Source organism: Sessilibacter corallicola (assembly GCF_021290925.1).
GTDB classification, from domain to species: domain Bacteria; phylum Pseudomonadota; class Gammaproteobacteria; order Pseudomonadales; family Cellvibrionaceae; genus Sessilibacter; species Sessilibacter corallicola.
On record NZ_JAJSLX010000002.1, the window covers coordinates 247645 to 270000 of the forward strand.

24 protein-coding genes (1 of these 24 only partly in view) are annotated in these 22356 nt (G+C 40.9%); 17 read left to right on the plus strand and 7 right to left on the minus strand.

Going from position 1 to position 22356, the window contains the following annotated elements; genetic code table 11:
- The first annotated feature begins 15 nt into the window (after positions 1–15).
- Both LU361_RS08395 and LU361_RS08400 read left to right on the plus strand, forming a co-directional pair.
- Entirely contained in the window at positions 16–273 is a 258-nt protein-coding gene (locus LU361_RS08395; RefSeq protein WP_233088412.1) for an acyl carrier protein, read from the plus strand.
- Between the two features lie 407 nt (positions 274–680).
- Positions 681–1637 (plus strand): hypothetical protein, encoded by a 957-nt coding sequence (locus LU361_RS08400; protein WP_233088413.1) that lies wholly within the window; start codon positions 681–683, stop codon positions 1635–1637.
- 89 nt (positions 1638–1726) lie between these two features.
- Here the strand turns inward: LU361_RS08400 and LU361_RS08405 are convergent, their stop codons facing one another.
- Positions 1727–1924 (minus strand): tautomerase family protein, encoded by a 198-nt coding sequence (locus tag LU361_RS08405; RefSeq protein ID WP_233088414.1) that lies wholly within the window; start codon positions 1922–1924, stop codon positions 1727–1729.
- Positions 1925–2217: 293 nt separating this feature from the next.
- Here LU361_RS08405 and LU361_RS08410 point away from each other — a divergent pair, with 293 nt between their 5' ends.
- Positions 2218–3168 (plus strand): hypothetical protein, encoded by a 951-nt coding sequence (locus LU361_RS08410; RefSeq protein WP_233088415.1) that lies wholly within the window; start codon positions 2218–2220, stop codon positions 3166–3168.
- A 78-nt stretch (positions 3169–3246) separates the two neighbouring features.
- Here the strand turns inward: LU361_RS08410 and LU361_RS08415 are convergent, their stop codons facing one another.
- The gene (locus tag LU361_RS08415) at positions 3247–3720 is read right to left on the minus strand and encodes an Lrp/AsnC ligand binding domain-containing protein (RefSeq protein WP_233088416.1); all 474 of its coding nucleotides are present in this window, start codon (positions 3718–3720) and stop codon (positions 3247–3249) included.
- Between the two features lie 195 nt (positions 3721–3915).
- Here LU361_RS08415 and ald point away from each other — a divergent pair, with 195 nt between their 5' ends.
- From ald to LU361_RS08430, 3 genes are all read left to right on the plus strand, one after another.
- On the plus strand, positions 3916–5028 hold the full coding sequence (ald, locus tag LU361_RS08420) for an alanine dehydrogenase (RefSeq protein WP_233088417.1): 1113 nt from the start codon (positions 3916–3918) through the stop codon (positions 5026–5028).
- Positions 5029–5346: 318 nt separating this feature from the next.
- Positions 5347–5874 carry an RNA polymerase sigma factor gene (locus tag LU361_RS08425; protein WP_233088418.1) on the plus strand — a complete coding sequence of 176 codons (528 nt, stop codon included), beginning with the start codon at positions 5347–5349 and terminating at the stop codon, positions 5872–5874.
- A 5-nt stretch (positions 5875–5879) separates the two neighbouring features.
- On the plus strand, positions 5880–8045 hold the full coding sequence (locus LU361_RS08430) for a vWA domain-containing protein (protein ID WP_233088419.1): 2166 nt from the start codon (positions 5880–5882) through the stop codon (positions 8043–8045).
- A 60-nt stretch (positions 8046–8105) separates the two neighbouring features.
- Here LU361_RS08430 and LU361_RS08435 read toward each other — a convergent pair whose 3' ends face one another.
- Entirely contained in the window at positions 8106–9035 is a 930-nt protein-coding gene (locus LU361_RS08435) for a DMT family transporter (protein WP_233088420.1), read from the minus strand.
- Between the two features lie 534 nt (positions 9036–9569).
- On the opposite strand from LU361_RS08435, the gene LU361_RS08440 reads away from it, so the two are divergent.
- Positions 9570–9968, plus strand: a complete 399-nt coding sequence (locus LU361_RS08440) for an MAPEG family protein (protein ID WP_233088421.1) — start codon at positions 9570–9572, stop codon at positions 9966–9968.
- Positions 9969–9975: 7 nt separating this feature from the next.
- Positions 9976–10647, plus strand: coding sequence for a TetR/AcrR family transcriptional regulator (locus tag LU361_RS08445; RefSeq protein WP_233088422.1), 672 nt, complete (start codon positions 9976–9978; stop codon positions 10645–10647).
- Between the two features lie 75 nt (positions 10648–10722).
- Here the strand turns inward: LU361_RS08445 and LU361_RS08450 are convergent, their stop codons facing one another.
- Positions 10723–11430 carry an OmpW/AlkL family protein gene (locus LU361_RS08450; RefSeq protein ID WP_233088423.1) on the minus strand — a complete coding sequence of 236 codons (708 nt, stop codon included), beginning with the start codon at positions 11428–11430 and terminating at the stop codon, positions 10723–10725.
- Between the two features lie 509 nt (positions 11431–11939).
- On the opposite strand from LU361_RS08450, the gene LU361_RS08455 reads away from it, so the two are divergent.
- The 8 genes from LU361_RS08455 (at position 11940) to LU361_RS08490 (ending at position 19395) form a co-directional block, all read left to right on the plus strand.
- Positions 11940–12380 carry a VOC family protein gene (locus tag LU361_RS08455; protein WP_233088424.1) on the plus strand — a complete coding sequence of 147 codons (441 nt, stop codon included), beginning with the start codon at positions 11940–11942 and terminating at the stop codon, positions 12378–12380.
- Between the two features lie 1315 nt (positions 12381–13695).
- The gene (locus tag LU361_RS08460) at positions 13696–14397 is read left to right on the plus strand and encodes a hypothetical protein (RefSeq protein WP_233088425.1); all 702 of its coding nucleotides are present in this window, start codon (positions 13696–13698) and stop codon (positions 14395–14397) included.
- The gene (locus LU361_RS08465) at positions 14397–14921 is read left to right on the plus strand and encodes a GTP-binding protein (protein WP_233088426.1); all 525 of its coding nucleotides are present in this window, start codon (positions 14397–14399) and stop codon (positions 14919–14921) included. The genes LU361_RS08460 and LU361_RS08465 overlap by 1 nt, the downstream gene beginning before the upstream one ends.
- A gap of 3 nt (positions 14922–14924) precedes the next feature.
- The gene (locus tag LU361_RS08470; protein WP_233088427.1) at positions 14925–15317 is read left to right on the plus strand and encodes a roadblock/LC7 domain-containing protein; all 393 of its coding nucleotides are present in this window, start codon (positions 14925–14927) and stop codon (positions 15315–15317) included.
- Between the two features lie 282 nt (positions 15318–15599).
- Positions 15600–16007: a hypothetical protein gene (locus LU361_RS08475; protein ID WP_233088428.1), complete on the plus strand. Its 408-nt coding sequence runs from the start codon at positions 15600–15602 to the stop codon at positions 16005–16007.
- A 328-nt stretch (positions 16008–16335) separates the two neighbouring features.
- Positions 16336–18030, plus strand: coding sequence for a metallophosphoesterase family protein (locus tag LU361_RS08480; protein WP_233088429.1), 1695 nt, complete (start codon positions 16336–16338; stop codon positions 18028–18030).
- Between the two features lie 176 nt (positions 18031–18206).
- Positions 18207–18515, plus strand: a complete 309-nt coding sequence (locus LU361_RS08485; protein ID WP_233088430.1) for a hypothetical protein — start codon at positions 18207–18209, stop codon at positions 18513–18515.
- A gap of 61 nt (positions 18516–18576) precedes the next feature.
- Entirely contained in the window at positions 18577–19395 is an 819-nt protein-coding gene (locus LU361_RS08490) for a putative metalloprotease CJM1_0395 family protein (RefSeq protein ID WP_233088431.1), read from the plus strand.
- A 25-nt stretch (positions 19396–19420) separates the two neighbouring features.
- Here the strand turns inward: LU361_RS08490 and LU361_RS08495 are convergent, their stop codons facing one another.
- The 3 genes from LU361_RS08495 to ilvY form a co-directional block, all read right to left on the minus strand.
- Positions 19421–19951 carry a DUF4269 domain-containing protein gene (locus tag LU361_RS08495; RefSeq protein WP_233088432.1) on the minus strand — a complete coding sequence of 177 codons (531 nt, stop codon included), beginning with the start codon at positions 19949–19951 and terminating at the stop codon, positions 19421–19423.
- Positions 19952–19972: 21 nt separating this feature from the next.
- A complete protein-coding gene (locus LU361_RS08500; protein WP_233088433.1) occupies positions 19973–20287 on the minus strand; it encodes a hypothetical protein in 315 nt (104 codons plus the stop codon).
- A gap of 741 nt (positions 20288–21028) precedes the next feature.
- Entirely contained in the window at positions 21029–21901 is an 873-nt protein-coding gene (gene ilvY / locus LU361_RS08505; RefSeq protein ID WP_233088434.1) for an HTH-type transcriptional activator IlvY, read from the minus strand.
- Between the two features lie 184 nt (positions 21902–22085).
- Here ilvY and ilvC point away from each other — a divergent pair, with 184 nt between their 5' ends.
- On the plus strand, positions 22086–22356 hold the 5' end (the start) of the coding sequence (gene ilvC, locus LU361_RS08510) for a ketol-acid reductoisomerase (protein WP_350338005.1). Its footprint extends 749 nt past the window's final position; 271 of the gene's 1020 nt are visible here — the first part of the coding sequence; its start codon is at positions 22086–22088; its stop codon lies beyond the right edge, outside the window.

A 22356-nucleotide genomic window follows, 5' to 3' on the forward strand; every position in this document is an offset into this window, starting at 1 on the left:
GTAAGGTTATATATTATGTCTGATGAAAAAGAAGTAATCGAAAAAGAAGTTCGCGACGCATTAAAAAATCAATTAATGATCTCTCACATTGATTTTGTTGATTTAGACGATGAGCTAAACCTAGAAAGCCTTACACAAACCGAGTTGCGCGTTTATCTTGAAGGTCAATACGGTTTGAAAATTGATCCTGAATCAATGCCGCCGGCTGTTATGATGACGTTAGAAAGTTTGGTTAATCACATAGTAGAAAATAAAACAAAATTAGCCAGCTAAATTATTCGTGAACTGATGTAACGCTTCGCATTAATTTAATTATCGTTGTCCATTTCCTTCCTTTGCTAGCAGGGTTTACCCTGCTTTTTTTATGCCTGTCGATTTTATTGTACTTGAGTGTCTGAAAGAAATAGACATGCAAATATACAATACTAGCATTTTCAATTCATTTTTTTTGTGGGTTTTATTTAAACAAATTGTTTTTAATTTCGGGGATATTGCTTATTTTTTCGCTGGTTTATTGTTGAGTGATTACTTGCTAAGGCGTGTTTGAGCGAATTTTAAATTATCTGGTTCTATTATTTTGTCGAAGAAATTATTAGTTTTAACAGCATTTATTAATTTTTGTAAGCAGGCCCTAGATAAGTAATTTATTCTAATTAACAGGATCCAGCGGAATTATACTTATGAAACTTGGAAAAATATCCTTACTCTGTGTTGCAATTGCAGCAGCACCTTTTGTCAACGCGGACAGAACTCGAATCATTGGCCATGTCGCTCACGGCGTAAATACCTATAACGGTGGCGTTATTGCCGACTTCTCAGAAGTTGCTCCTTTAGCGGGTATTTTGGCTGACCCTTCAATTGAAGTGGGTTATTTTATTGAAGGCGCGAGCGCATCGGGTGTTATTACACCTGAAACCAGTCGCAGTGAATTAATTGCGACTACAACAGATTTTATCGACTTTTTTAATCCGAATAATAATGTTGATCCTGCCTTAGTAAATCAGCCCATTGGTGCAATTGGCAGTAACGCATTTACCTTTAATTCAGTACTGGATCGCGCTGTTCCTGATTCTTTCCCTGAACAAGCGTTCGAACGCCCAGTACCTTACCGCGTCAATGACGCTAATGAATTTCCGACTGTTGCCGATTGGGAAACAGCGAGCGGTTTAATGACGATTGATTCTCACGACGACGGCACCTCTACCGTTCGCGTGACGATTCGAAATGGTTTTCCTGAAGCTGTATATACTTTCTGGGATCTAGGTCAGTACGACCCTTTAACGGCTGATGAGTCGGTTTATGTTGTACCTTTAGGTGGTATTCCTAACGCGGCTATTTCCGATGAGAACGGCTGTGTTACTAAAGAATTCGATGTGGCTTATGATCTTGCCCGTGCTTGTGAAGTTGGCGCAACTTCTTGTAGTAACTTAATTGCTGGTTTCTACCACTGGGATGGCCAATTGTACGGTGCTGCACCGACTGGAAACTTTGCTGATGTACCGACCGGTATCGTTGGTAGTATTCATATGTTCTTTAATATCACTGGAACTAATTTACAAGAACCTGCTACACAATTTAAACGTCCTCGCATTCACGGATGTTTTAATCCAAAACGTAAATTCTTTAAGAAATATTAATGGCAAGGTTGTAAACACAAAAAAGGCCGTATTAAACAATACGGCCTTTTTAATTAAATTGTAATAAAACGAATTTTTCTGTTTTTACGCTATTTATTGCGTTCAGATACTTGTATTCCGCCCACGCCCCAATCGTTTGCTTCGATCTCGCTAATTACCACGTGAGTAGACTCGGGTTTTTTATCTAGAACGTCTACTAAAACTTGTGTGAGCTTGCTAATTAATTCGGCTTTTTTCTCATTGGTATTCGCGTCTGACTTAATTAGCTGTAAGTTGATGTATGGCACTGAATGTACTCCACGTATAGTTGAGGGCTACTTAAATTTTAACATGCCCGAATTTTTAGATGAGGTTAGAAATTTAAAACACACAGTTAATGTTTTTGGTATTTTTAATGTCCAACAATTTCACTATCTTAATTGCACATGTTGGATTGAGTTTAAATCGTAATTTTAAAGATTAATTTCTTTACGCGATTAATAAAATTATCTGCTTAATTTTATCTAAAACTCACGCGGTTATCTAACAAATTTAGCTTTTAAATTTATTTACAGCGGTTAAATCGGTGAAAGGTGCTTAGATGAAACTGAATAAAACAGCCTGCGCGGTATTGGGTTTGTTTGCGTCATCAATGGTTGATGCAGGCATTACAAAAATTGAAGGTCACGTTGCTCACGGTGTGAATTTCTACAACGGTAGTCCGATTGGTGATTACAGTAGTGTTTCTCCAACAATTGGCCAGTTGTTCGAAAACCCTCGCGAAATTGGTGTTCTTGAAGAAGACGGCGCTGCAGATTCTGGTGTGATTACTCCAGAAACTGATCGTAGCCGTAATGTTGCGACGACTCGTGGCTTCTTGGATTTCTTTAACCCAGGTGGCCGTGTTGATGAAAGTTTGCTAAACGTTACCCTTGATCAAATTGGCAATAACTTCTTTGGTTTTGAAAATACGGATGACCGTATTGTGCTTCCTGCATTCCCTGATGGTCCTGCAGAACCAGCACCAAGCCGTCGCAAAGGTGTTAACGATAATCCGACCGTGGGCGAGTGGGAAGAAATGTCGGGCCTTGTGACGGTTAAATCAAAGAGAGATGGAACCTCCACCGTAAGAATTACTATTCGTAACGCATTTCCAAATGCTGTTTATTCTTTCTGGGACGGCGGTGTTTTCAATCCATTAAGTGAAGAAGAAAGTGGTTACGTCATTCCATTAGGCGGTGTGCCTAACTTCACCGTTACCGATGACAACGGTTGTGCGTTCAAAGAATTCGATCTTTCTTACGATTTAGTTCGTGCGTGTGAAAATGGCGCTGCTTCTTGTTCTAGCTTTGTTGCTGGTTTCTATCACTGGGACGGCCAACTCTACGGTGCATCACCAGCTGGTACATTCGCAAACGCTCCAACCGGTGTTTACGCTGGCGTACAAATGCTATGGCCAACTTCTGGCGAGCTTTTACAAGAGCCTGCAACCAGTTTTGGTAAGCCAATTCACGGTTGTTTCGCGCCAAGGAAAAAGTTTTTTAAGTGGTAATGTCTAACTCTAGTTCCTAAGTTAGATTGTGGTTTGTTTAATGTGTTAAGTCTTGCCGTCGTCCGCTCGACGGCTTTTTTAATTCCCGTAATTAACCGGTACTTCCAGCGTATCTTTTACTTCTTCCATTACCACGTAGCTTGTACATTCCTGAACACCCGGTAATGTTAGCAAGGTCTCACCATAAAACTTTCGATAAGCCTTCATATCTTGAACACGCGCTTTAATTAAATAATCAAAACTGCCTGACACCAGATAACATTCTTGAACTTCTTCTAAGGCTTTTGCGGCATCGCGAAATTTTTCAAAAATATTTTTAGGCTCGCGCGTCAATCTAAATTGAATGAATACTACTAAACTGGCCTTCAGAAAATCCGGGTCAATGAGTGCGGTATAACCTCTGATAACCCCTTTCTTTTCTAGCCGCTTTACTCGCTCAACGCATGGTGTGGTGCTTAGCCCAACGCGCCTTGATAGCTCTGCGTAGGTGAGCCTGCCTTCTTTCTGCAGTATTCGAATGATGTTCCTGTCTATTCGGTCAAGTTCGTTCATATTTTGGCTTTGATATTGGTTCGAATGTTGATAAGGTGATTTTTACTGTTTGAGTGTTTTTTGATCACCTTGATTGGAGGATTTAACTATAATTAGCTAAATATAGTTATATTTCAACTGCTTGATTCTCCATAAAATAGTCGTATCACATTGATATGGGCGATTTACTCGTTCTTTATTCGGGAGATAATAAAAATGTTAGTTGGTGTACCAAAAGAAATAAAAAACCATGAATACCGTGTTGGTCTAACTCCGGCGGGTGTTCGTGAATTAGTCGATGCTGGTCATCAAGTAATTGTCGAAACGCTATGCGGTGACTCCATAGGCTTTAGTGATGACATGTACGTTGCCGCGGGCGCTGAAATCGTCAGCGCAGCGAAAGAAGTTTTTGACCGCGCAGAAATGATCGTTAAAGTGAAAGAGCCGCAGCCTGTTGAATGTAAAATGCTTCGCGCCGGCCAAATCTTATTTACCTACCTGCATTTGGCTCCAGATCCACAGCAAACCGAATTGTTGGTTGCATCGAAAGCTACGTGTATTGCCTACGAAACGGTTGTTGATAACAACGGTGGCTTACCACTGCTTGCGCCTATGTCAGAAGTTGCTGGTCGTATGTCGATTCAAGCGGGCGCCCATCATTTGGAAAAAGCGCAAGGTGGTTTGGGTACATTGTTAGGTGGCGTTCCTGGTGTTGCTCCCGCTAAAGTACTTATTATCGGTGGCGGTGTTGTTGGAACCCAAGCGGCCCGAATTGCGGTTGGTATGGGTGCAAATGTCACTATTCTTGATCGTTCATTACCGCGTTTACGTCAATTAGACGCCGAGTTTGGCGGCACACTAAATTGTGTTTATTCAACCACCGAAGCTGTTGAATCGTACGCACTAGAATCCGACATGGTGGTCGGCGCTGTTCTGATTCCTGGTGCTGCTGCACCTAAACTGCTGACTCGCGATATTATTTCTCGCATGAAAAAAGGCGCGGTTGTTGTTGATGTAGCAATTGACCAAGGCGGTTGTTTTGAAACTTCTAAGCCAACCACTCACGAAAACCCAACGTACGTGGTTGACGGTGTTGTTCACTATTGTGTTGCCAACATGCCCGGTGGTGTTGCTCGTACGTCAACAATGGCGTTAACCAATGCGACTTTGCCGTTCGCGCTGCAGATTGCTAACAAAGGAGCTGCAAAAGCGTTGTTGGATGATGCGAACTTGCTTGAAGGGTTAAACGTACACGATGGCAAGGTGACTTACAAAGCAGTTGCTGACGCTTTGGGTTATGAATTCGTCGATCCAAAATCTGTGCTTTAACTTCTGTCTCTCCGACCAGCCTCTGTGGATAAAACATTCTTAGAGGCTAATGTGAACTTGTTTTAATAGTTATGTGTTGTTGATTTGTCGTTTTGCCGGTTTCATGAGTTGGAACCGGCTTTTTTCTCGTTCTGTACCTTTCCCCGTTTCCTCGATATAACATCCGTTCTTTTATCCCTGCGTTTTACCCTGCAGTTTCTGGCCAAATTTCTTTACCATAGGGCTGACTAGGACCCTGGGTAAAAATTTTCGTATTTTTTTCCAAGGAATTTCAATCTTATCGCGTCTAAATTTTTATCCTCTAGTGGAGCATAAATTGTGGATTTGGATCAGCTGATAAAACGTGCTCAAGCGGGCGATCAATCGTCGTTCGCGCAAGTATTCGATTATTGTTATGACATTATGTATCGCTATGCGCTTAAGTGGGCTGGCGACCCAGATGATGCGGCAGATATCACGCAACAATCTTCCATTAAATTGGCGCAGAATATTAAACAGTTTCGGTTTGAATCTGCCTTTTCCACGTGGCTGTATCGGTTAGTCATTAACTGTGCAAAAGACTGGCAACGCGCTCAGCAAAAACACAGCCATGATTCGGTCGATACGGCGCATGCGCCGGAAGAATTTCAGTCTCCTGAGAACACCAGTTTTAATTGGATTTTGTTAAGACAAATTTTGCAGCAAATTCAATCCATGGGCGAAGGTTACAAAGAAGCTGTAATCCTGGTGCTCGGAGAGGGTTTAAGTCATTTAGAAGCGGCAGAAATCTTATCGGTAAAAGAGTCAACGGTTTCTTGGCGTATTCATCAAGCACGTCAATTTATTGCTAGTGCGAAGGAGTGTTGATCATTATGAATTCTTCAAAAAAATCCGATGAATTAGATAACTTATTCAGCACAATGCCAAATTCACCCAGCCATCAGAGAAAACAACACGATAAAGATTTGGCAATGCAAGCCTTTATGGCAGCCCAATCGGATGGTGTTGTCGAAGATAATGTTGTCGAAGATGGTGTTGTAGAAGAAAGTAACGCGAATCGCCAAGGAATTTTTCAGAGGCTACGTCTCACGCTCAAATCTTTAATGAATGAGGGCGATAAAATGACGAAGCGATGGGTTTACAGTGGCGCAATTGCGGCGGTTTTTGTGGTTGGTTTGAGTGTTACGGTGCTTAAAAATTCAGAGACATACATTTCGGAATCTTATACGTCAGAATCCTATGTCTCAGAATCTTATAAACCAGAAAATACTCAGGAATATATCGCTCCAACAGTGACGCCATTGGAGCACAGAGCTGTTACTGAAAATCAGCAAGAAATAATGCGTCAGTTTTCAGATAACAGTGTCGATAGTGCAGTTTCTGAAGCATTGATTGAATCTGATACAAACACAGTTTTCGAAGCGGAGTTATCGCGCCAAGAACCGATTGTAGGGGCGGATTCTGTCGCTGCTGTACCACAATTGTCTTCAAGTCCGGTTGCGCCTCAGAGTGTTCATCGCAGCCGTACACAAGCGTTTGCCGAAGGAACAGAATTAAGAACGATTACCAGTAAACCAATTATTGATGACTCGATCGTTCCTGAGGTTGCAACTCAAAACGATCGATTTAAAACCTTGGAAACTAATCCGGTAAAAAAAGTAAATGAGCAACCGGTGTCTACTTTTTCTGTGGATGTCGATACTTCATCTTACTCTTACGTTCGTAGTCAATTAAATTCGGGTGTGTTACCAAAGAAAGATTCTGTACGTTTAGAAGAGATGGTCAATTATTTCGACTATAGCTATCCGTCTGTAGATTCGGCGGATATTCCTTTTCGATCGTCAATTACGGTGGTTGACTCTCCCTGGAAATCTGGAAATAAATTAATTCATATCGGTATTAATGGTTATGAATTGCCAAAAGAAAAGTTGCCTCGGTCGAATTTGGTGTTTTTGCTGGATGTTTCGGGTTCGATGAATCAGGCGAATAAGCTTCCTTTGGTAAAACAATCTTTTGAGCTTATGTTATCGCAATTACAAGAAGACGATACGGTTGCCATTGTTGTCTATGCCGGGCAGGTCGGCACAGTGTTAGAGCCAACCCCGGTTAAAGAAAAAGATAAAATACTTCAAGCCATTAAAAACTTAACCGCAACGGGTTCTACGGCTGGAGCGCAGGGAATTCAGCGGGCTTATGAATTAGCCGAAACTCAATTCGATAAGAAAGCAGTTAATAGAATTATTCTGGCAACCGACGGCGATTTTAACGTTGGTATTACCAACGTCGATGAACTGAAAGGCTTTGTCGAGCGCAAACGTGAACAGGGTATTTTCTTGTCAGTACTAGGGTTTGGTCGAGGTAATTATCACGATACCCTGATGCAAGAGTTGGCTCAAAATGGGAACGGTGTTGCGGCTTACATCGATACATTGGGAGAAGCACAAAAAGTATTGGTGGAACAGGCGAGTGCTATGTTGTTCACGATTGCTAAGGATGTGAAGCTTCAAGTCGAGTTTAATCCAGCCACTGTTTCTGAGTATCGATTATTGGGTTATGAAACGCGTGCATTAGCGACTGAAGATTTCAGTAACGACAAGGTTGATGCTGGCGATATTGGTTCCGGTCACTCGGTAACGGCGGTGTATGAAATTACTCCGGTAGGTTCTGAATCCGGATTACATTCCAACAGTCGTTATAGTGACTCTAAGGAGGCAGAAACATCGATAGAAAATACTTTGGCCAAAGAATATGGATTCTTAAAAATACGTTATAAGTTACCCAATGCGTCGACTTCGAATCTTATAGAAATGCCTATTTTAAAAGATCAAAAAGTGTCTCAGGTTCAGTTACGAGAAGCGAATTTCTCAATTGCCGTAGCAGGGTTTGCCCAGGTATTAAGAGGAGGAAAATACACTGGTGAATTCACCTACGATGATGTGATCAATCTTGCGCAAACGACCAAGGGGGATGATCTGTTTGGTTATCGAACTGAATTTATTCAATTAGTTCGTAAGGCAAAAATAGCGAAAGAATTCTAGTTGATTACATCGAAATAAACGACAGTATGACTCAGTATTCCATCGTCATACTGTCGTTTTTTAGTGCGCTTTGCGGAGAGATTTTAAAGCACGGCCATCAATTATAGTTAAACTAACTCCAATAAAGAGCATGCCCAATGCGTGAGCTAGGGTAAAGTTTTCATTTAAAAATAGAACGCCTAATATAATCGAGCTAACCGGAATCAAGAACGCTACTAGAATTAAATTGGTGACCCCGGCTGTTTTCATTAGTTTAAAGAATAAAATGTATGCGAGAACAGATGATAGTAAAACCAATCCCAACATGGCTAACACGGTATCTAGACTCGGTGTTGGCAAAAGCCAAGGTTGGTCAATAACTAAAGCAAAGGGTGTTAATAAAATCGCTCCAGCTGCCATTTGCCCCGTTGCGGTTTCAATCGGTGACATACCGTATTTCGAAACTTTCTTTGAATAAATAGCACCGCTGGCGTAACAGCTAGCCGCTATTATCATGGCTATTTTTCCGATCAATAGCTCGCTGTCATCCACAGAAAACTGATCTTTCAGCATGATTGCCACGCCTAAAAATCCAACGATTACACCAATGATTTTATTGGCTGTGGCTTTTTCATCCGGGGTTAGATAATGAGCCGCGATTACAGTTAACAGCGGTGTTGATGCAATTAATGTGGCCGACATTCCTGAGCTAACATAGTGCTGCCCCCAGGCAATCAGTGAATAGGGCAAAATGCTGTTGAGCAATCCCATTACAAAAAATGCAACAACTAATGATTTATCTAAACGTAAGTTTTTCCCTGAAATTAGTAATATTAGATAAAGTATTACTGCGGATAGTATTAACCTAATTGCTACTAAAGTAATTGTTGGAATGTCTCGAATAATTATTTCTATAAAAAAGAAAGAGCTTCCCCACAAAGATGATAAAAAAGTAAGAACAAACCAATCCTTCATCCTCATTGATGGAGGTACAGAAGATAGTGGCGTCATACTTTAATACTCCAGGAAAGGCCCTATTTTTACCGCGGACAAAGAGGTTAATTTATTCGAATTAAATGTGTCTTTAATGAATAATTTAATATTGCAGTTTTGTCTATCTAATGCTCAATAACTCGTTAAATATTGTTTGATAAATACAATAATGAAATAACCGTAACACAGTTTTCTAACTACTATGAATAGAAAAGATTAATTTGTGTAAAAGAATTGTCTTTTTTCGTGTGGACGATTTTGGGTTTATAACAAAACTTTGACGATTAGTTTGTGGTTTAAGCAAAGCGCTTTCAAAACACGCAGTAAGCTTTCTGTATTAATTGTCGACTCATCAATTGTCTGATCAAATTTTCTTAAGCCGTGCCTCTCCCAAATTGGATTTAACGTCTTTGCGATGTAAATCAAATAATACGAACAATTTCGTTGTTTATTAATATATATACCTATCGGTAGGTAGACAAGTGATTTGTGATCGATTAACCTACTGTTCGAATACTTCTTACACATCCTTTTCAACAAATAGGTGGAGCCATGTCTCAAGAATTAGTTTGGTTAACAGCAACGGCACTTATGACCGCACTCATGTGGTTACCTTATGTGATAAATCGAATTGCTGAGCTTGGTTTATTAACGACTCTGGGAAATACCGGCGCCGTGGAACCAGTTAATAATGCGTGGGCGATTCGTGCTCAGCGAGCGCATATGAATGCTTTGGAAGGGTTAGCTATTTTTGCAACGCTCGTATTGGCAATTCAGGTGGGTCAACTCAACAGTGATTTAACAGCGAAAGTAGCGGCGGCTTACTTTTTTGTTCGTGCTGCTCACTATGTTGTGTATCTTATTGGTGTGCCAATGATAAGAACGTTACTGTTCGCTGCGGGACTTGTGTGTCAGATCATTCTCGCGTTGGTATTACTCGGAATGATATAAGATTCCTGTGAATGAATCTTTAGACAAGCGGCTTCATTTGACCCAAGTCAGTGAAGCCGTTACTGTTTGTGCTCAGCGTATAACACAAGCAGTTAGATTTATGGCTACAGAGCGCACATCCGACAAAATCCTCAATGTAACCCAAGAATTAATTCAAACGCGCGGCTACAGTGCGATCAGCTTTGACGACATCGCCCGCCGAGTTGGTATTAAAAAGCCGAGCATTGTTCATCACTTTTCCAACAAAGCAGCGCTGGTTGCCGCTGTGGTGGAACGTTATCGAAGCGGCTTTTTAGAGTTGTTAAAAGCTCAAGGCGTTGAGAATAATGTTTCTCATAATTTGCTGGTGTATTTCACCCCTTACCTTCAATTCGGTGAAAGTGGCGATCAAGTGTGCTTATGTGGTGCATTGGCTGGTGAATTTGCTGCGCTCCCGGATGCCGTTCAATCCCAAGTCTCTGACTTTTTTAATGAACAAAAAGCCTGGTTGAAAGATCAAGTTTCTCAAGGCCAATCCAATGGTGAAATAAAATCCAATCGCGACCCTGCTGCTACGGCGGGCTGGATTTTAAATACGCTTCAAGGTGCTTTGTTGATAAAAAGGGCTACGGGGGACGCCGAACATGTTATCGACGCGGTTGAAACCATTAAGGCAATGCTGGGTATAAAAGCTATATAGACATACTGGGAAACAAAAAAACCACTCAAAGAGTGGTTTTTTTATGCGGTAAAATTTTTCTATTTTCTGTGAAAATTAAAATTTGTAACCAGCAGAAATGGTGTAAACATAAGGGTCAATATCAACATCAGCGCTGATCACAGTACCATCGTCGAAGGTAATTTCTGCTTCTGTTTCTAGATCGATGTATCGAACAGAGGCGTTAATTAACCAGTGATCATCAATGTGATAATCAAAACCAACTTGTAGCGCAAGACCAACTGAATCGTCGAGTTCTACATCGCCACCTGTTAAACCAGCAATACCTTCAAGTGCAGTCGCCGCTTCGGAATCGATGTCTTCGTCAAAGAAGATGGTGTAGTTAACACCTGCGCCAACGTAAGGCTCGAATTTTCCGAATTGATCGAAGTGATACATTAAGCTCAATGTTGGTGGAAGTTGGGTCGCTTCGGCGATAGTAAGTCCAGCCAGTTCACCTTGGCCTTCGGCATCGTGAGTGAATGGCGTGGAAGCGAGTAGCTCAATACCCCAATTTTTAGTTAAGAAATATTCAAACGTAACACCTAATTGAGTGTCAGGATCAACACCTAATTCTGAAGTACCGCCTGCTAGTGACAGAGTATCGCCATTAATTTCTACTCTATCGCTTGATTCGTCTGGTTCCACTAAGGTTACACCTGCGCGGAATGCGAAATCACCGGCTTCGTAAGAAAAAGATAAAGGCGATAAAAACAAAGCAGAAATAGCAGCAGTGCAGGTAAAAATTTTAGAAGCCATTTTCATTACAGTAATCTCTCGTTGTCTTTAATTCGGTAAGCAGATTAATGAAGAATAGATCATTAATATTGATCTGGATTAAATTTTTAATTCTCCGCATTTTTTTATTTTTTCCGTTTAAATTTAAAAGTCTTAAAACAGAGGTGGTTTTTATTTTTTTGCGGTTTTTTATCAAGAACAGTAAAGCTAAAAACGCAGTTTAAGGTGTTTCTGCCGCGTATTTTTAAGTATTTTTTGGTAGTGAATATCGAAATGTCAAAAGTTATTTTTATTCATTTTGATGTGAACGCATGGGAAGATAGGGCAAGCTAAATAAATTTGGTTTAAATCAAAAGTTGTTGAATCATTGCTAATGTTGAACTTTGAACATTATAAATATCGAATAGACGTGCAACTGCGTTGATGTAATGTCACGCCATTGTCATATAAAAATCATTAATAAATGTATGGCTTATACCTCGTCGGGTTCAAATTAGCATTGGTTGTTATGTGATCAGAGATATTTGGAGGAAGATATGAAGTATTTACACACAATGGTTCGAGTCAAAGATTTGGACGAATCGCTTGATTTTTACTGCAACAAGCTTGGTTTGACTGAGGTCAAAAGAATTGAGAGTGAACAAGGTAGGTTTACCCTAGTGTATTTGGCGGCTGGTGGTGACCTGGATAAGGCACGAACTACCATTTCTCCAACGATTGAGTTGACCTACAACTGGGATGCTGAAGAGTATTTAGGCGGGCGGAATTTTGGCCATTTGGCGTTTCAGGTAGATGATATCTATCGCGTTTGTGAGCACCTCCAAAATAGTGGAGTTACGATCAATCGCCCTCCACGAGATGGACGCATGGCTTTCCTTCGTTCACCCGACAATATTTCTATCGAGCTTCTCCAATCTGGTGAATCATTACCAACTCAAGAACCGTGGTTATCAATGCCTAATGTGGGTGAATGGTAGATTCAGTTTGCGAGTGAGCCGCGAGTAGGTTGTTAGGAAGATAAAGAAATCTATCCAATATATTCTTGGGTGCATTTAATTCAGTACAAATTTTATCGGCTTTTTTAGATAAATATTGAATTAATATTACGGTTATTATTTTTTAACAGTATACAAGTTTTTGGCGCAATTTGCAGATGGGCGGCCGCTTGGGTCGCTGTGTGGTTTTTCGTGTCGCGAAAATGTGAATGGCGTTGCCGTTTTATGATAAATCAGACAGTAACGTATCAAATAAAGTACATATATGGTTAAAAACGAATTCGTTTTCAACCGGTCGCTTAAAACAACATTGCGCGCGGTGATATGTATTTTTGAAAGCTCTTGTTTTCGTTCTTATGCACAACAGCTAGATTCGCAGAGGTGTTATAGTGTATAAATTTTCACGACACTGTGTTTCTCAGGGAAAGGTTCCTCAGGGAATGTTTGCTGAGACAACGTTTTTTGAGACAGAGGCTTTCAGATACAAAGGTTTTCTGACACAAGGGTTTTCTGAAAATAAGCGGTTTTTCTGACAGTAGATGAGTCTCAAAATATCTACTTATTTGTATATGCAAACTCAAGGTATAACCAACGTCTAAAATGAGTCATTTATACAAATTACTTATAAAGCTTGCGTGGCTAGCCCGAGAAATAATTTTTTAGAACAAAACAACAGCACACAGTGTTTGGTTGCACGACTACGTAATAGCGTAACGTTGTTATCTTGAGGACGGGATTGTAGACGAATTAAAAATGTTTTGGGGAGCATTGTTTGATGAGTATCAAACAGCCTGAGTAAACCTCGTTTTTTATTGAGTTATACGATGGTGCACAGCTGAATTTATTGGGTTTGTATTTCTAGTGTGAACTACAGCGTTGGTAGTTTCGGTTGCGTGTTGGAAGTTGATTTTTAATCAGTTTCGAAACCGTTTATTGGAATAATAACTGAGACCTTGTTAGTTGCTGTTTCCTAAAAAAAGAATTGTTTCACAAAATGAGAAGTGTGATTGAAAGATGTCGGAAAAGTTTTCTATAACTTTGTCATAGAGGCGCTTAGGTTTAATTTCTAAATTTAATGCAGGGCAGACTTTTACAACGCTGCCCTGACATATTCGAATAATCATAACTAGGTAGTTTCAACCTGATCGCGTTGATAGGCAGCAAGATTAAGTAACTCTGTTTCTCTTAGCTTTGATTGATAACGATTGAAGCTTAAAAGCACAACAATTTGGAACTTAATGAATTGGAAAAACTCATGCAAAACACGTTTTTGCTTTGTACACACTAAAGTGAAGCGATGAACAGAACGATTCAATTACACGGATTTAGCAAAAATGACGAAATGGTGTTCACCAGCCTTTTGTCTTTACTGTCGAACAAAACTCAATACCAATGGGATGTTGTTCAGAACCGAGCCGCAGAGGTTGTCGTTATCGATGTCGATAATGAATCCGATACGGAGGTGATAAGAAATTTTGAGCGCGATGGATGTAAAGTAATCACTTATGGCCAGCCCGGCCTGATCGACTCCACATTGCAATTAAATAAACCTATGCGGGCGGCAGCTATATTGCGGTGCTTGGCGGAAGTCAGCACAAATGTAGCAGTGGATAAACCAAATAAGCCCAGAGAGAACGAAGTGCTGTCAGTACCTAGTCAACAACCTCAACACAATATTCCTGTTTCTACTCCCATTCCGACTGGGGTGTCTGTGAGTTATCGCCTAAAGCGATGGCCTGATCCCAGCATCTTAAAAGCGACACCTGGTGCTACTCGTATTTGCGCCATTATGCTCAAGCAAGTGTTGTCTGCTGAAGAAATTGCAGAATCCGCAGGTCTTGCCCTATCAAGCGTGCGTGAGTTCATCGGCAATTGCGACCAAAAGGGGTATTTGGATATCAAGCAACGGGTATCGCAAATACGAACGCCACCGGCACCTAAGTCCAGAAGTAATCCAATTTTGGCAAAATTACGGTTGAAGTTTGGAGCTAGAGTATAGTGTCCGAATTAAAATTAGTAATCACCGGCACTGCGGGTGTCGGTAAGACGACGGCTATTCACAGCTTAAGCGACAAGCCTCCCATCGTAACCGATGCCGATACCACCGACGAATTATCTGAGATAAAAGACACAACCACGGTAGCTTTCGATTTTGGCGAAATATACCTCGATGACGCGACCGTTCATGTCTACGGCACACCGGGTCAAGAGCGGTTTCGTCACATGTGGGAAATTATCGCCGAAGGTGCTCTGGGTTTTATTCTGTTGGTTGATGCGCGGCGAAAAGACCCAATTGCCGATCTTGAAATCTATCTCGATAATTTTCGTCAGTACATTGAAAGCACCAGTGCTGTTATTGGTGTTACTCGCACCGAGACAGAAGGTGGGCAGTGTATAGAAGATTTGTATAACTATTTGGAGCAAAAGCAATTATTTTATCCAATAATGGCTGTTGATCCTCGCGATAAATCAGATATGAGTCAGCTCATGCTATCATTGTTGGCAATGTTGGAGTATGGGTGAGTTATGACTGACAAAAAGCAAATCGTAATCAAAAAACAAGTCGTTGAAGATAACTTGTCAAATCTACTGGATACCAGTGATGGTATCTACGCAGCGTTGCTCTCCAGTGTTGATGGTCATGCCTTAGCAAAAAAATCCGTTGATGAGTTGTCTGAAACAAGGTTAGCGGCAATGACGAGTTCCTGTTTAGCGCTTGGCGAAAAAATAGCCATTGAAGCTCAGCAAACAGGCTGTAATTTCGTCATTATTCAAAATACCGATGGCTTTCTTGTTATGCGCCGGGTTGATAAAAAGCTCGTAATTACGACTTTAGCAAATAAGAATATCAATCTCGGAATGGTGATGTCTGCGACTAATTCAGTTGCTGATTCCCTTGAGAAAGAAATTCGTTCCTGAATTTGTGTTTATTTTTGCTATAAACTCATACTATATTCACAAGACCTGTATATTTTCGACCAATTAACTGTTCGGGATTGCGATTGTGCTTGAATTGCACAGAGGTGGCATAAAGTTAGCAAATTCTTTCTGTGAGCAGACAAGAAAGCGAAAACACCGCCGCTATATTGCGCCAGTTATTGTTCGCAAAAATAGGTTAAATCTAATTTAAATTGTCACTGTAAATTTATTGTGACAAAAGTATGGTAGCCGAAAAACTGCCGTGAACCGGAGATTGCCAAAATGAGTAAACTTGATACAGCATGCCAACAGCTTGTAAGTGATGTAAGCGACGCTTTAGGTGCCGCCATTGTTGATTTGTCCTCTGGACTATTGTTGGCTGCGCATCATAACGTACCATACTTTACCCAGAGTTACTTAGATGCTGTAGCCGCAGCAGCGGTTGATATGTTCCGAGGTAAAAACGTCAGTACAGTAGAAACTTTGCTGTCGAACCAACGCGGTACTACAGTTGCTAATTCTATTAAAGAAGTACAAATGAGTACCGATCATACTTACCACTTTATGAGTATTGTACCGGGTAAAGAAAACTGTCTTATGGTGTTAATTACCGGCAGACGTGCCAATTTAGGCATGGGTTGGTCCGCTTTGCGAACAGCCCTGCCGATTGTTTCTCCATTATGCCCTTAATGGTCGAGCTGCTAACGGTTCTCTAATACCGTTCTATATTGTAAAAAGCCTGCCTTGTTTCTTCATCGGCAGGCTTTTTACGTTTATAAGGGTTGTTTGTTGTGGGTAGTTTTGCAGTAATATTTCGTTAACTTTGTTGATAATTTGTCGATTGGTATGCGTTAAATCAAATCTAATCGCTTTTTTTCTGGAAAAATCCAGCTCAGTGTAAATAACCCTATCGTCTTTATAATAGATCAAATTTTCTGTTATAAGTCTTTTGAAAAAGTCTGTGGTTAACAAACACCCATGTTCGACTTTTCAACACAAACAACTGATTAAACTCTAAATGTCTAATTCAACAGTAGAACTTCTACCCGCTTTAGATGGGTACATGTATTGGTCTGGCTCGGATGTTACCGAGGCACTGAATCATCCTCAGGTCTTGAGTGGCAATAATTCGTACGCGGGAAGACCGGCCACTAAGCTTTTTGTATCAGATCAGTGCGTTGTTAAATTAAGGACGGATTTTGTGTTTCGAGCGGTTGATGTTCTTAGAAAAGCTGAGAATGTCAGAGAGCAAGAATTACCGCTGAAAATTTATCATCCAAGTAAAACCTGGTTCACTATGGACAGTGACGGTGAGTTGGTGATCGGCAGTATTTCAAAAAAGCTGACGCCTTTGCACCGTAATCTAAACGAGTTGATTGAATCTGATCCTACGAAAGCTTTGAATTATCTGCAGCAGATTTTTGATCTTTATTTCATAACTGCCAGGGATCACAGCAAACGCTTAGATGAAGGTTTATCTAATTTTGCCTTTGACGATGAACAACAGCTATATTACGTTGACGATGATCTTTATGCGTGGGATCAGTTCACCAGTTTTATCAGTCAGTTTGTGGTTTGGGTTCGACAACTCACCAATGCAGATATCGATTTTTGGGAATTTGGCGTTGAGTTGCTGATTGAAACTTTGGTTAGCGTATTTAATTCAAACCATATATTACAAGTGGTGCACGCTCAGTTTCGAAGTTACACGCCCATTAATGAGACGGAAAAAGAAATCGTTGAATTGGTCAAAGCGTGTTTGGTCAATCAAATTAAAATGCCTTCTGCTTCTAAAGCAGCAGTTGAATCGACGGTAATTGCTGAGGAAGAACCAGACAATTCTGTTGTCGAAAATTCTGAAAAACAACCGGTTTCAGCTGAAAATAATGAGCCAAGTACTGCTGATTTTCAGAGAATACCAGTGCCTGTGGCTCACGAATTTGAAAACCCATTGGTTAAATTTGATCAATTTAGCGAAGATCGAATTGCGGTACTTGCCGACATTCACGCCAACGCACCGGCATTAGAAAAAGTGTTGTCGGATTTAAACGCGAAGAATGTAACAGAGGTTTTAATTTTAGGGGATCTTGTTGGTTATGGTCCGCACCCGAATGAATGTCTAGAGATACTATCGAACGTTAATTGTTTAACGATTAAAGGCAATCACGATCACGCCGCTGCCACCGGTGATTTCGCACGTGGATTTTCTCGAATGGCTCGTTGGGCGATTGAATGGACTCGCGAAAAAATTGATCCTACTTATGCTCAGTGGTTGGATCGATTGGATCCCCTGTATTTTCAAGATGAATGGATGGCTGTGCATGGCGCACCTATCGATAAAAACTTTTTTTATGCCTACGTGTATCACATGACCTACCAAGATAATTTAGATTGGTTGAAAGCGAATAATCTACATTTTGCCTTTCATGGTCACAGTCATATTCAAGCAAACTTTGCTCGTTGGCGTGGCAGTGATGGTAAAGTTTCAGAAGCAGAACAAAACGTTCATGATTATTCTCAAGCTTTGTTTTGCCCTGGTTCGGTGGGCCAGCCGCGTGGGGGCGAAGTTTGTACGGAGTACGCCATTTTTGAGCGTTCCTCTGGCACCATACAGTTTTTCAAAGTCCAATACGATTACGCAAAAACGGTTGCTGACATGCGTCGGTTAAACTTTCCTGCACCTTTATATTCACGTCTTGAACAAGGCAAATAAATACGTTCCACAATTTTGTCGTTGCGAATATTTAATAATGATTAGATTGTTGGCATATAAGCTTTTTGATATCCGGTAATTTTTTTCCGCAAATGCGGCTAAATTTGTCGCTTTTGAAGCAGATCATCTAGACTGAAAGAGGAACTGTAAATCTGAGCTTATATGAGTATTCATTGATGATTGAATCGAATTTATCATCGAGTGCATTAATTCGTGATCTTAATCCTGCGCGTCCTTCTTCTAATGGAGTTATTGATGCTGGTTTGAGAGGGTTAGAGTCGAGTCAAAATGCGTTGGTACGTTCTGCTCAAGAGGTAACTTTTGCAACCGTTACTTCTAATGAAAATCAGCCGGTTGTATTAGAGGCAGATATTCAACAAGCCTTGGTTGATCAAATTCGTAGCCAGCAAGTTTTTAATGCGTCTGCGGAGGTTGTTGCTGTTGGCGATGAGAATATCGGTACTCTGGTTGATACCATTGCATGATTTATTGTGAGTTAGATCGATGTGTATTTAATGCAGATGATTCTGATTTTAGTGTGATAACGTGAATATTCTACCTTCAAGTGTGGGGATTTCAGGAAGCGCTCCGACTCAATTTTTTTCTCACGCTAATTCTAATTTACCGTCGGACGACATCAGCACCACATTACCTCCTGTGTTTGGTGCTCAAGAGCCCGATAGATTGGGAGAAGAATCTGTTGTTGATAATAATGCGGTAATTAACAATCAAAACGAAGACAATCCCTCATCCGCACTGAATACCGAAAACAACGAAGAAACGCGAGCAACCGATGAGTCCTCGGTTAATTCTGAGGATGAAGATTCTTTAAATACAAATCCGGCGAATCTTACCGAACAAGAACTGGCAACCCTCCAAAAATTAAAAGCTCGAGACATTGAGGTGAGGAATCATGAACAGGCTCACCAAGCGGTGGGTGGCCAATACGCAAGTGCTCCCAGCTACGATTTCGAGCGCGGTCCAGATGGTAAAAATTACGCTGTGTCAGGAGAGGTTAGTATTCGCCTGCCTTCCCAGGCGGATGAGCCAGCTCAAGTTATTCGTCATGCTGATCAAGTCATTAGAGCTGCGTTAGCGCCAGCGGAGCCATCCGCCCAGGACCGACGGGTGGCTGCGCAAGCAACTCAAGCAAAGGTGGAAGCTCAACAGCGCTTGCGAGAACAACAGCAAGAAGAATTGTCTGGGAATTCTGAGCAAGCAGAAAACGGTAATGCCGAAACAGAAAATACTGATACCTCTGAGGCCTCTACCGCAGAGACCAATCCACGTTTTGCCGCGTTTGTTGATGCCGCTAATTTCTCACCTTCTAGTTTGATTGGTGAAATCTTTTCCGTTCGTACCTGATGTAGTTTTTATTTTTCTAAATTTGTCAGTCATAGGCTTGATTTAGTCGCTTTTTCAGTTCTCTATCATTTAAATTTTCTAATATAAGAATTTCTGAATAGGGATCGCCTTCAATATTTAGCCACTTACAAATCGCAGGTTCGGTTTTTAATCCGGTTAATTTTAATTTCCGAATTGCGTTACAAAAAGATTGGCCGCCAAGCGCGGTTAATTTCTCCATAATTTTAAAATGACGATAACCGAATTGCAGATTTACGGGTTGTGTTGAAGAATAAATTTCAAAGGGAATGTCGTCTAAAATAAATCTTCCCAAAATGCAGTCGGGTTTACGTTTGATGGTAACGTTGTTTTGGCCTTTTAATGCTTTATTTAAATCGTGGCTAAATTGTATTGCGCAAGCGTGCGAACACACTATGTCTATATCGCTTGATGGCGTATGAAGATTCAAAAAGACAGTGCTGACTACAGTCGGAGAATAGGCTTGGAGTTTTTCTAATATTTGGCTGCTTATAAGTGCTCTGCGGGCTGCAATGGGGCAGGGTAATTGGGCTTTCATTTAGTTAATGCGCTGCGGTGATTAATCTTCCCAGACCCATCGTATGGGTTGACCGAAGTCGTCTTTAATTAATTTTTTTCTGGGGCGCCGATTGGCTGTAGGTGCTGGCTTTTGTGGTTTTTTCCGGGCCTCAATGGCGGCGATTTCGTCATTGACCAAAGTGCGTGACTCTGGTGGTTTTGATGTTGTAACACTGTGAAACGGATTGGCCCCTCCAATCAGTTGGTTACTCTCGCCTTGAACGTGCTGGCTTACCTTCCCGCCACTGTTTAGGAATTCTTGTACCTGATGTTCAATTTCGGCACGAACTTCTGATTTAGTTTTGGGCTTTTTCATCGCTCAATAGGGATAGGCTACATTCATTGAAGTATTGAAGAGTCAGTTTAGGCCGTCCAGCAATTCTACCTCTGTTTTCGTCATTAGTTTATCGCTGGCGAATAATTTCGCAGGTGTTTACTGTCATAATTTTGACCGTTGCTTTTTTGATCAGGGTGTCTAAAGGCTGTAAGAAACCTAGCTGGAGCTAGTTATACACAGCTTATGCTTGCAGTTGTCCAAGATTTCAGTTGAAAACTTTCGTGTTATTCACCTCTATTCAAAATTTTGACAAATCTTCCTTAATCTACTAGAGATATTTCTGTCATAAAACCAACATTTTTAAATTACTGAAATATAAAGAGTTATGCTTATTTTTAAGATTTTTGTAATATCTTGATTAGTAAGATTAGTTTTCGTTTGTGTAAAATTTCTTAAGGTTAACTGCAAGTTTTCCACAGGTTGAACCATTTTGGTGCAAATAACTTTGTCAATTAGCAGTTGATAACTTTCAAAAAAGGAAAGTTCGATCAATAGCTAGTCAGTAGTTTTCTATCGGAGGGTAGAATTTACAACAATTGGAAATATTTTTTCGCAATTGCGGGATTAATATTTGGTTTTGAAGCGAGTAAACGCAATTCCAATGCAGCTTGTCGTTATTTTTTAGGTTGCTCGGTATTTTTGACGCTTTTTGGGAAGGCAAAATTAACTTGCTTCTAGATCATGGTTGGTTGGAACCATGATCTATCGATCTTTGGTTTACTATTCGCTGTCGGATATGGTTTTCCAAAAACTGGCAAGGATTGGGTTGGTGAGGCGTTTGTTAAGAGCAAATAAGCCTACATCAAACTGACCGATTGGTGCGGGCAGTTGGGCTTTTTTGACTTTGTCGCGCAGTGGACTGTTATCCAGCACGATTTCTGGAACGATACCAGCGCCAAAGCCCAGTGCAACCATACTGACAATCGCTTCATTACCTGCGACCTGGGCATAGATATTCGGCTTGATATTAATTTTCCGAAACCAGGCGTCGGATTTTTCTCTCGCTAACCCTTCCATTGATAAAATCATCGGAATTGAAGACCAATCTATTTCATCAGATTCACCCGTTGTTGCGGATTGTTGAGTGATAGCGACTAATTGGGTGGTGCGGAACTTTCGAAATTTAATTCCTGTAGGCAGGGTGTTGGGATAGGCAGCGATGGCTATGTCTTCTTGCTCGGCTCTGATTCTCGAAATGCCTTGAGCAGGATCACCAGTGTTGAGTTTAATTTCAACGCCGGGTTGAGAAGACCTGAACTCTCTTAATATGTCGTACAAAAAACTGTAACTGGCAGTGACTGAACAAAATATTTTCAGTTCACCCGCAAGGTGAGGTCTACTTTGTTGCAAGCTGTCTTTTATAGAATTCCAGTCATTGAGTGCTTCTCTGGCGTAACGCTGAAACTTAAGCCCTTCTGCTGTCAATGAAACACTGCGCTTATCGCGCAAAAATAATTCGACACCCAATTGTTCTTCCAGGGCTTTAATGTTTCTACTTAACGCCGATGGGCTTAGATGGCAAGTTTCTGCGGCGCGCGAGAAGTGCAACGATTCGCTGAGTATTAGAAAGTTTGAAAGCGTGCGGTTGTCCATGATTATTTATCGACTGCAATTGCAGTGGTTAATGTATTCCTGTGTTGCAGGATACGCAATTCCAATTTGTTAATAATTCATTTTACGCAACAGAAAAAGACTCCTAGAATAGCGGCCCTTAGATTGTGAAAACGTCTGTTTTTATCGAAAACACGTTCAACCTACCCGATTATTACAGGAGCAAGTGATGCAAATTTATTACGACAAAGATTGTGACCTTTCAATCATTCAAGGCAAAAAAGTAGCGATCATCGGTTACGGTTCTCAAGGCCATGCCCACGCCTGTAACCTTAAAGATTCTGGTGTTGATGTAACTGTTGGTCTTCGCGCGAATTCTGCTTCTGTTGCTAAAGCTGAAGCTCACGGTCTTAAAGTTGCCGACGTTGAAACCGCAGTTGCTGGTGCAGACGTTGTTATGATCTTGACTCCTGATGAATTCCAAGGTGCTTTGTACA

Bases quoted from the DNA above. Each gene is read 5' to 3' on its own strand.
- LU361_RS08460 (WP_233088425.1), top strand. From the start codon at position 13,696: ATGAACAGAACGATTCAATTACACGGATTTAGCAAAAATGACGAAATG.
- LU361_RS08470 (WP_233088427.1), top strand. From the start codon at position 14,925: ATGACTGACAAAAAGCAAATCGTAATCAAAAAACAAGTCGTTGAAGAT.
- ald (WP_233088417.1), top strand. From the start codon at position 3,916: ATGTTAGTTGGTGTACCAAAAGAAATAAAAAACCATGAATACCGTGTT.
- LU361_RS08450 (WP_233088423.1), bottom strand. From the start codon at position 11,430: ATGAAAATGGCTTCTAAAATTTTTACCTGCACTGCTGCTATTTCTGCT.
- LU361_RS08475 (WP_233088428.1), top strand. From the start codon at position 15,600: ATGAGTAAACTTGATACAGCATGCCAACAGCTTGTAAGTGATGTAAGC.
- LU361_RS08500 (WP_233088433.1), bottom strand. From the start codon at position 20,287: ATGAAAAAGCCCAAAACTAAATCAGAAGTTCGTGCCGAAATTGAACAT.
- LU361_RS08495 (WP_233088432.1), bottom strand. From the start codon at position 19,951: ATGAAAGCCCAATTACCCTGCCCCATTGCAGCCCGCAGAGCACTTATA.
- LU361_RS08455 (WP_233088424.1), top strand. From the start codon at position 11,940: ATGAAGTATTTACACACAATGGTTCGAGTCAAAGATTTGGACGAATCG.
- LU361_RS08415 (WP_233088416.1), bottom strand. From the start codon at position 3,720: ATGAACGAACTTGACCGAATAGACAGGAACATCATTCGAATACTGCAG.
- LU361_RS08400 (WP_233088413.1), top strand. From the start codon at position 681: ATGAAACTTGGAAAAATATCCTTACTCTGTGTTGCAATTGCAGCAGCA.
- LU361_RS08440 (WP_233088421.1), top strand. From the start codon at position 9,570: ATGTCTCAAGAATTAGTTTGGTTAACAGCAACGGCACTTATGACCGCA.
- LU361_RS08435 (WP_233088420.1), bottom strand. From the start codon at position 9,035: ATGACGCCACTATCTTCTGTACCTCCATCAATGAGGATGAAGGATTGG.
- LU361_RS08485 (WP_233088430.1), top strand. From the start codon at position 18,207: ATGATTGAATCGAATTTATCATCGAGTGCATTAATTCGTGATCTTAAT.
- LU361_RS08430 (WP_233088419.1), top strand. From the start codon at position 5,880: ATGAATTCTTCAAAAAAATCCGATGAATTAGATAACTTATTCAGCACA.
- LU361_RS08480 (WP_233088429.1), top strand. From the start codon at position 16,336: ATGTCTAATTCAACAGTAGAACTTCTACCCGCTTTAGATGGGTACATG.
- LU361_RS08395 (WP_233088412.1), top strand. From the start codon at position 16: ATGTCTGATGAAAAAGAAGTAATCGAAAAAGAAGTTCGCGACGCATTA.
- ilvY (WP_233088434.1), bottom strand. From the start codon at position 21,901: ATGGACAACCGCACGCTTTCAAACTTTCTAATACTCAGCGAATCGTTG.
- LU361_RS08410 (WP_233088415.1), top strand. From the start codon at position 2,218: ATGAAACTGAATAAAACAGCCTGCGCGGTATTGGGTTTGTTTGCGTCA.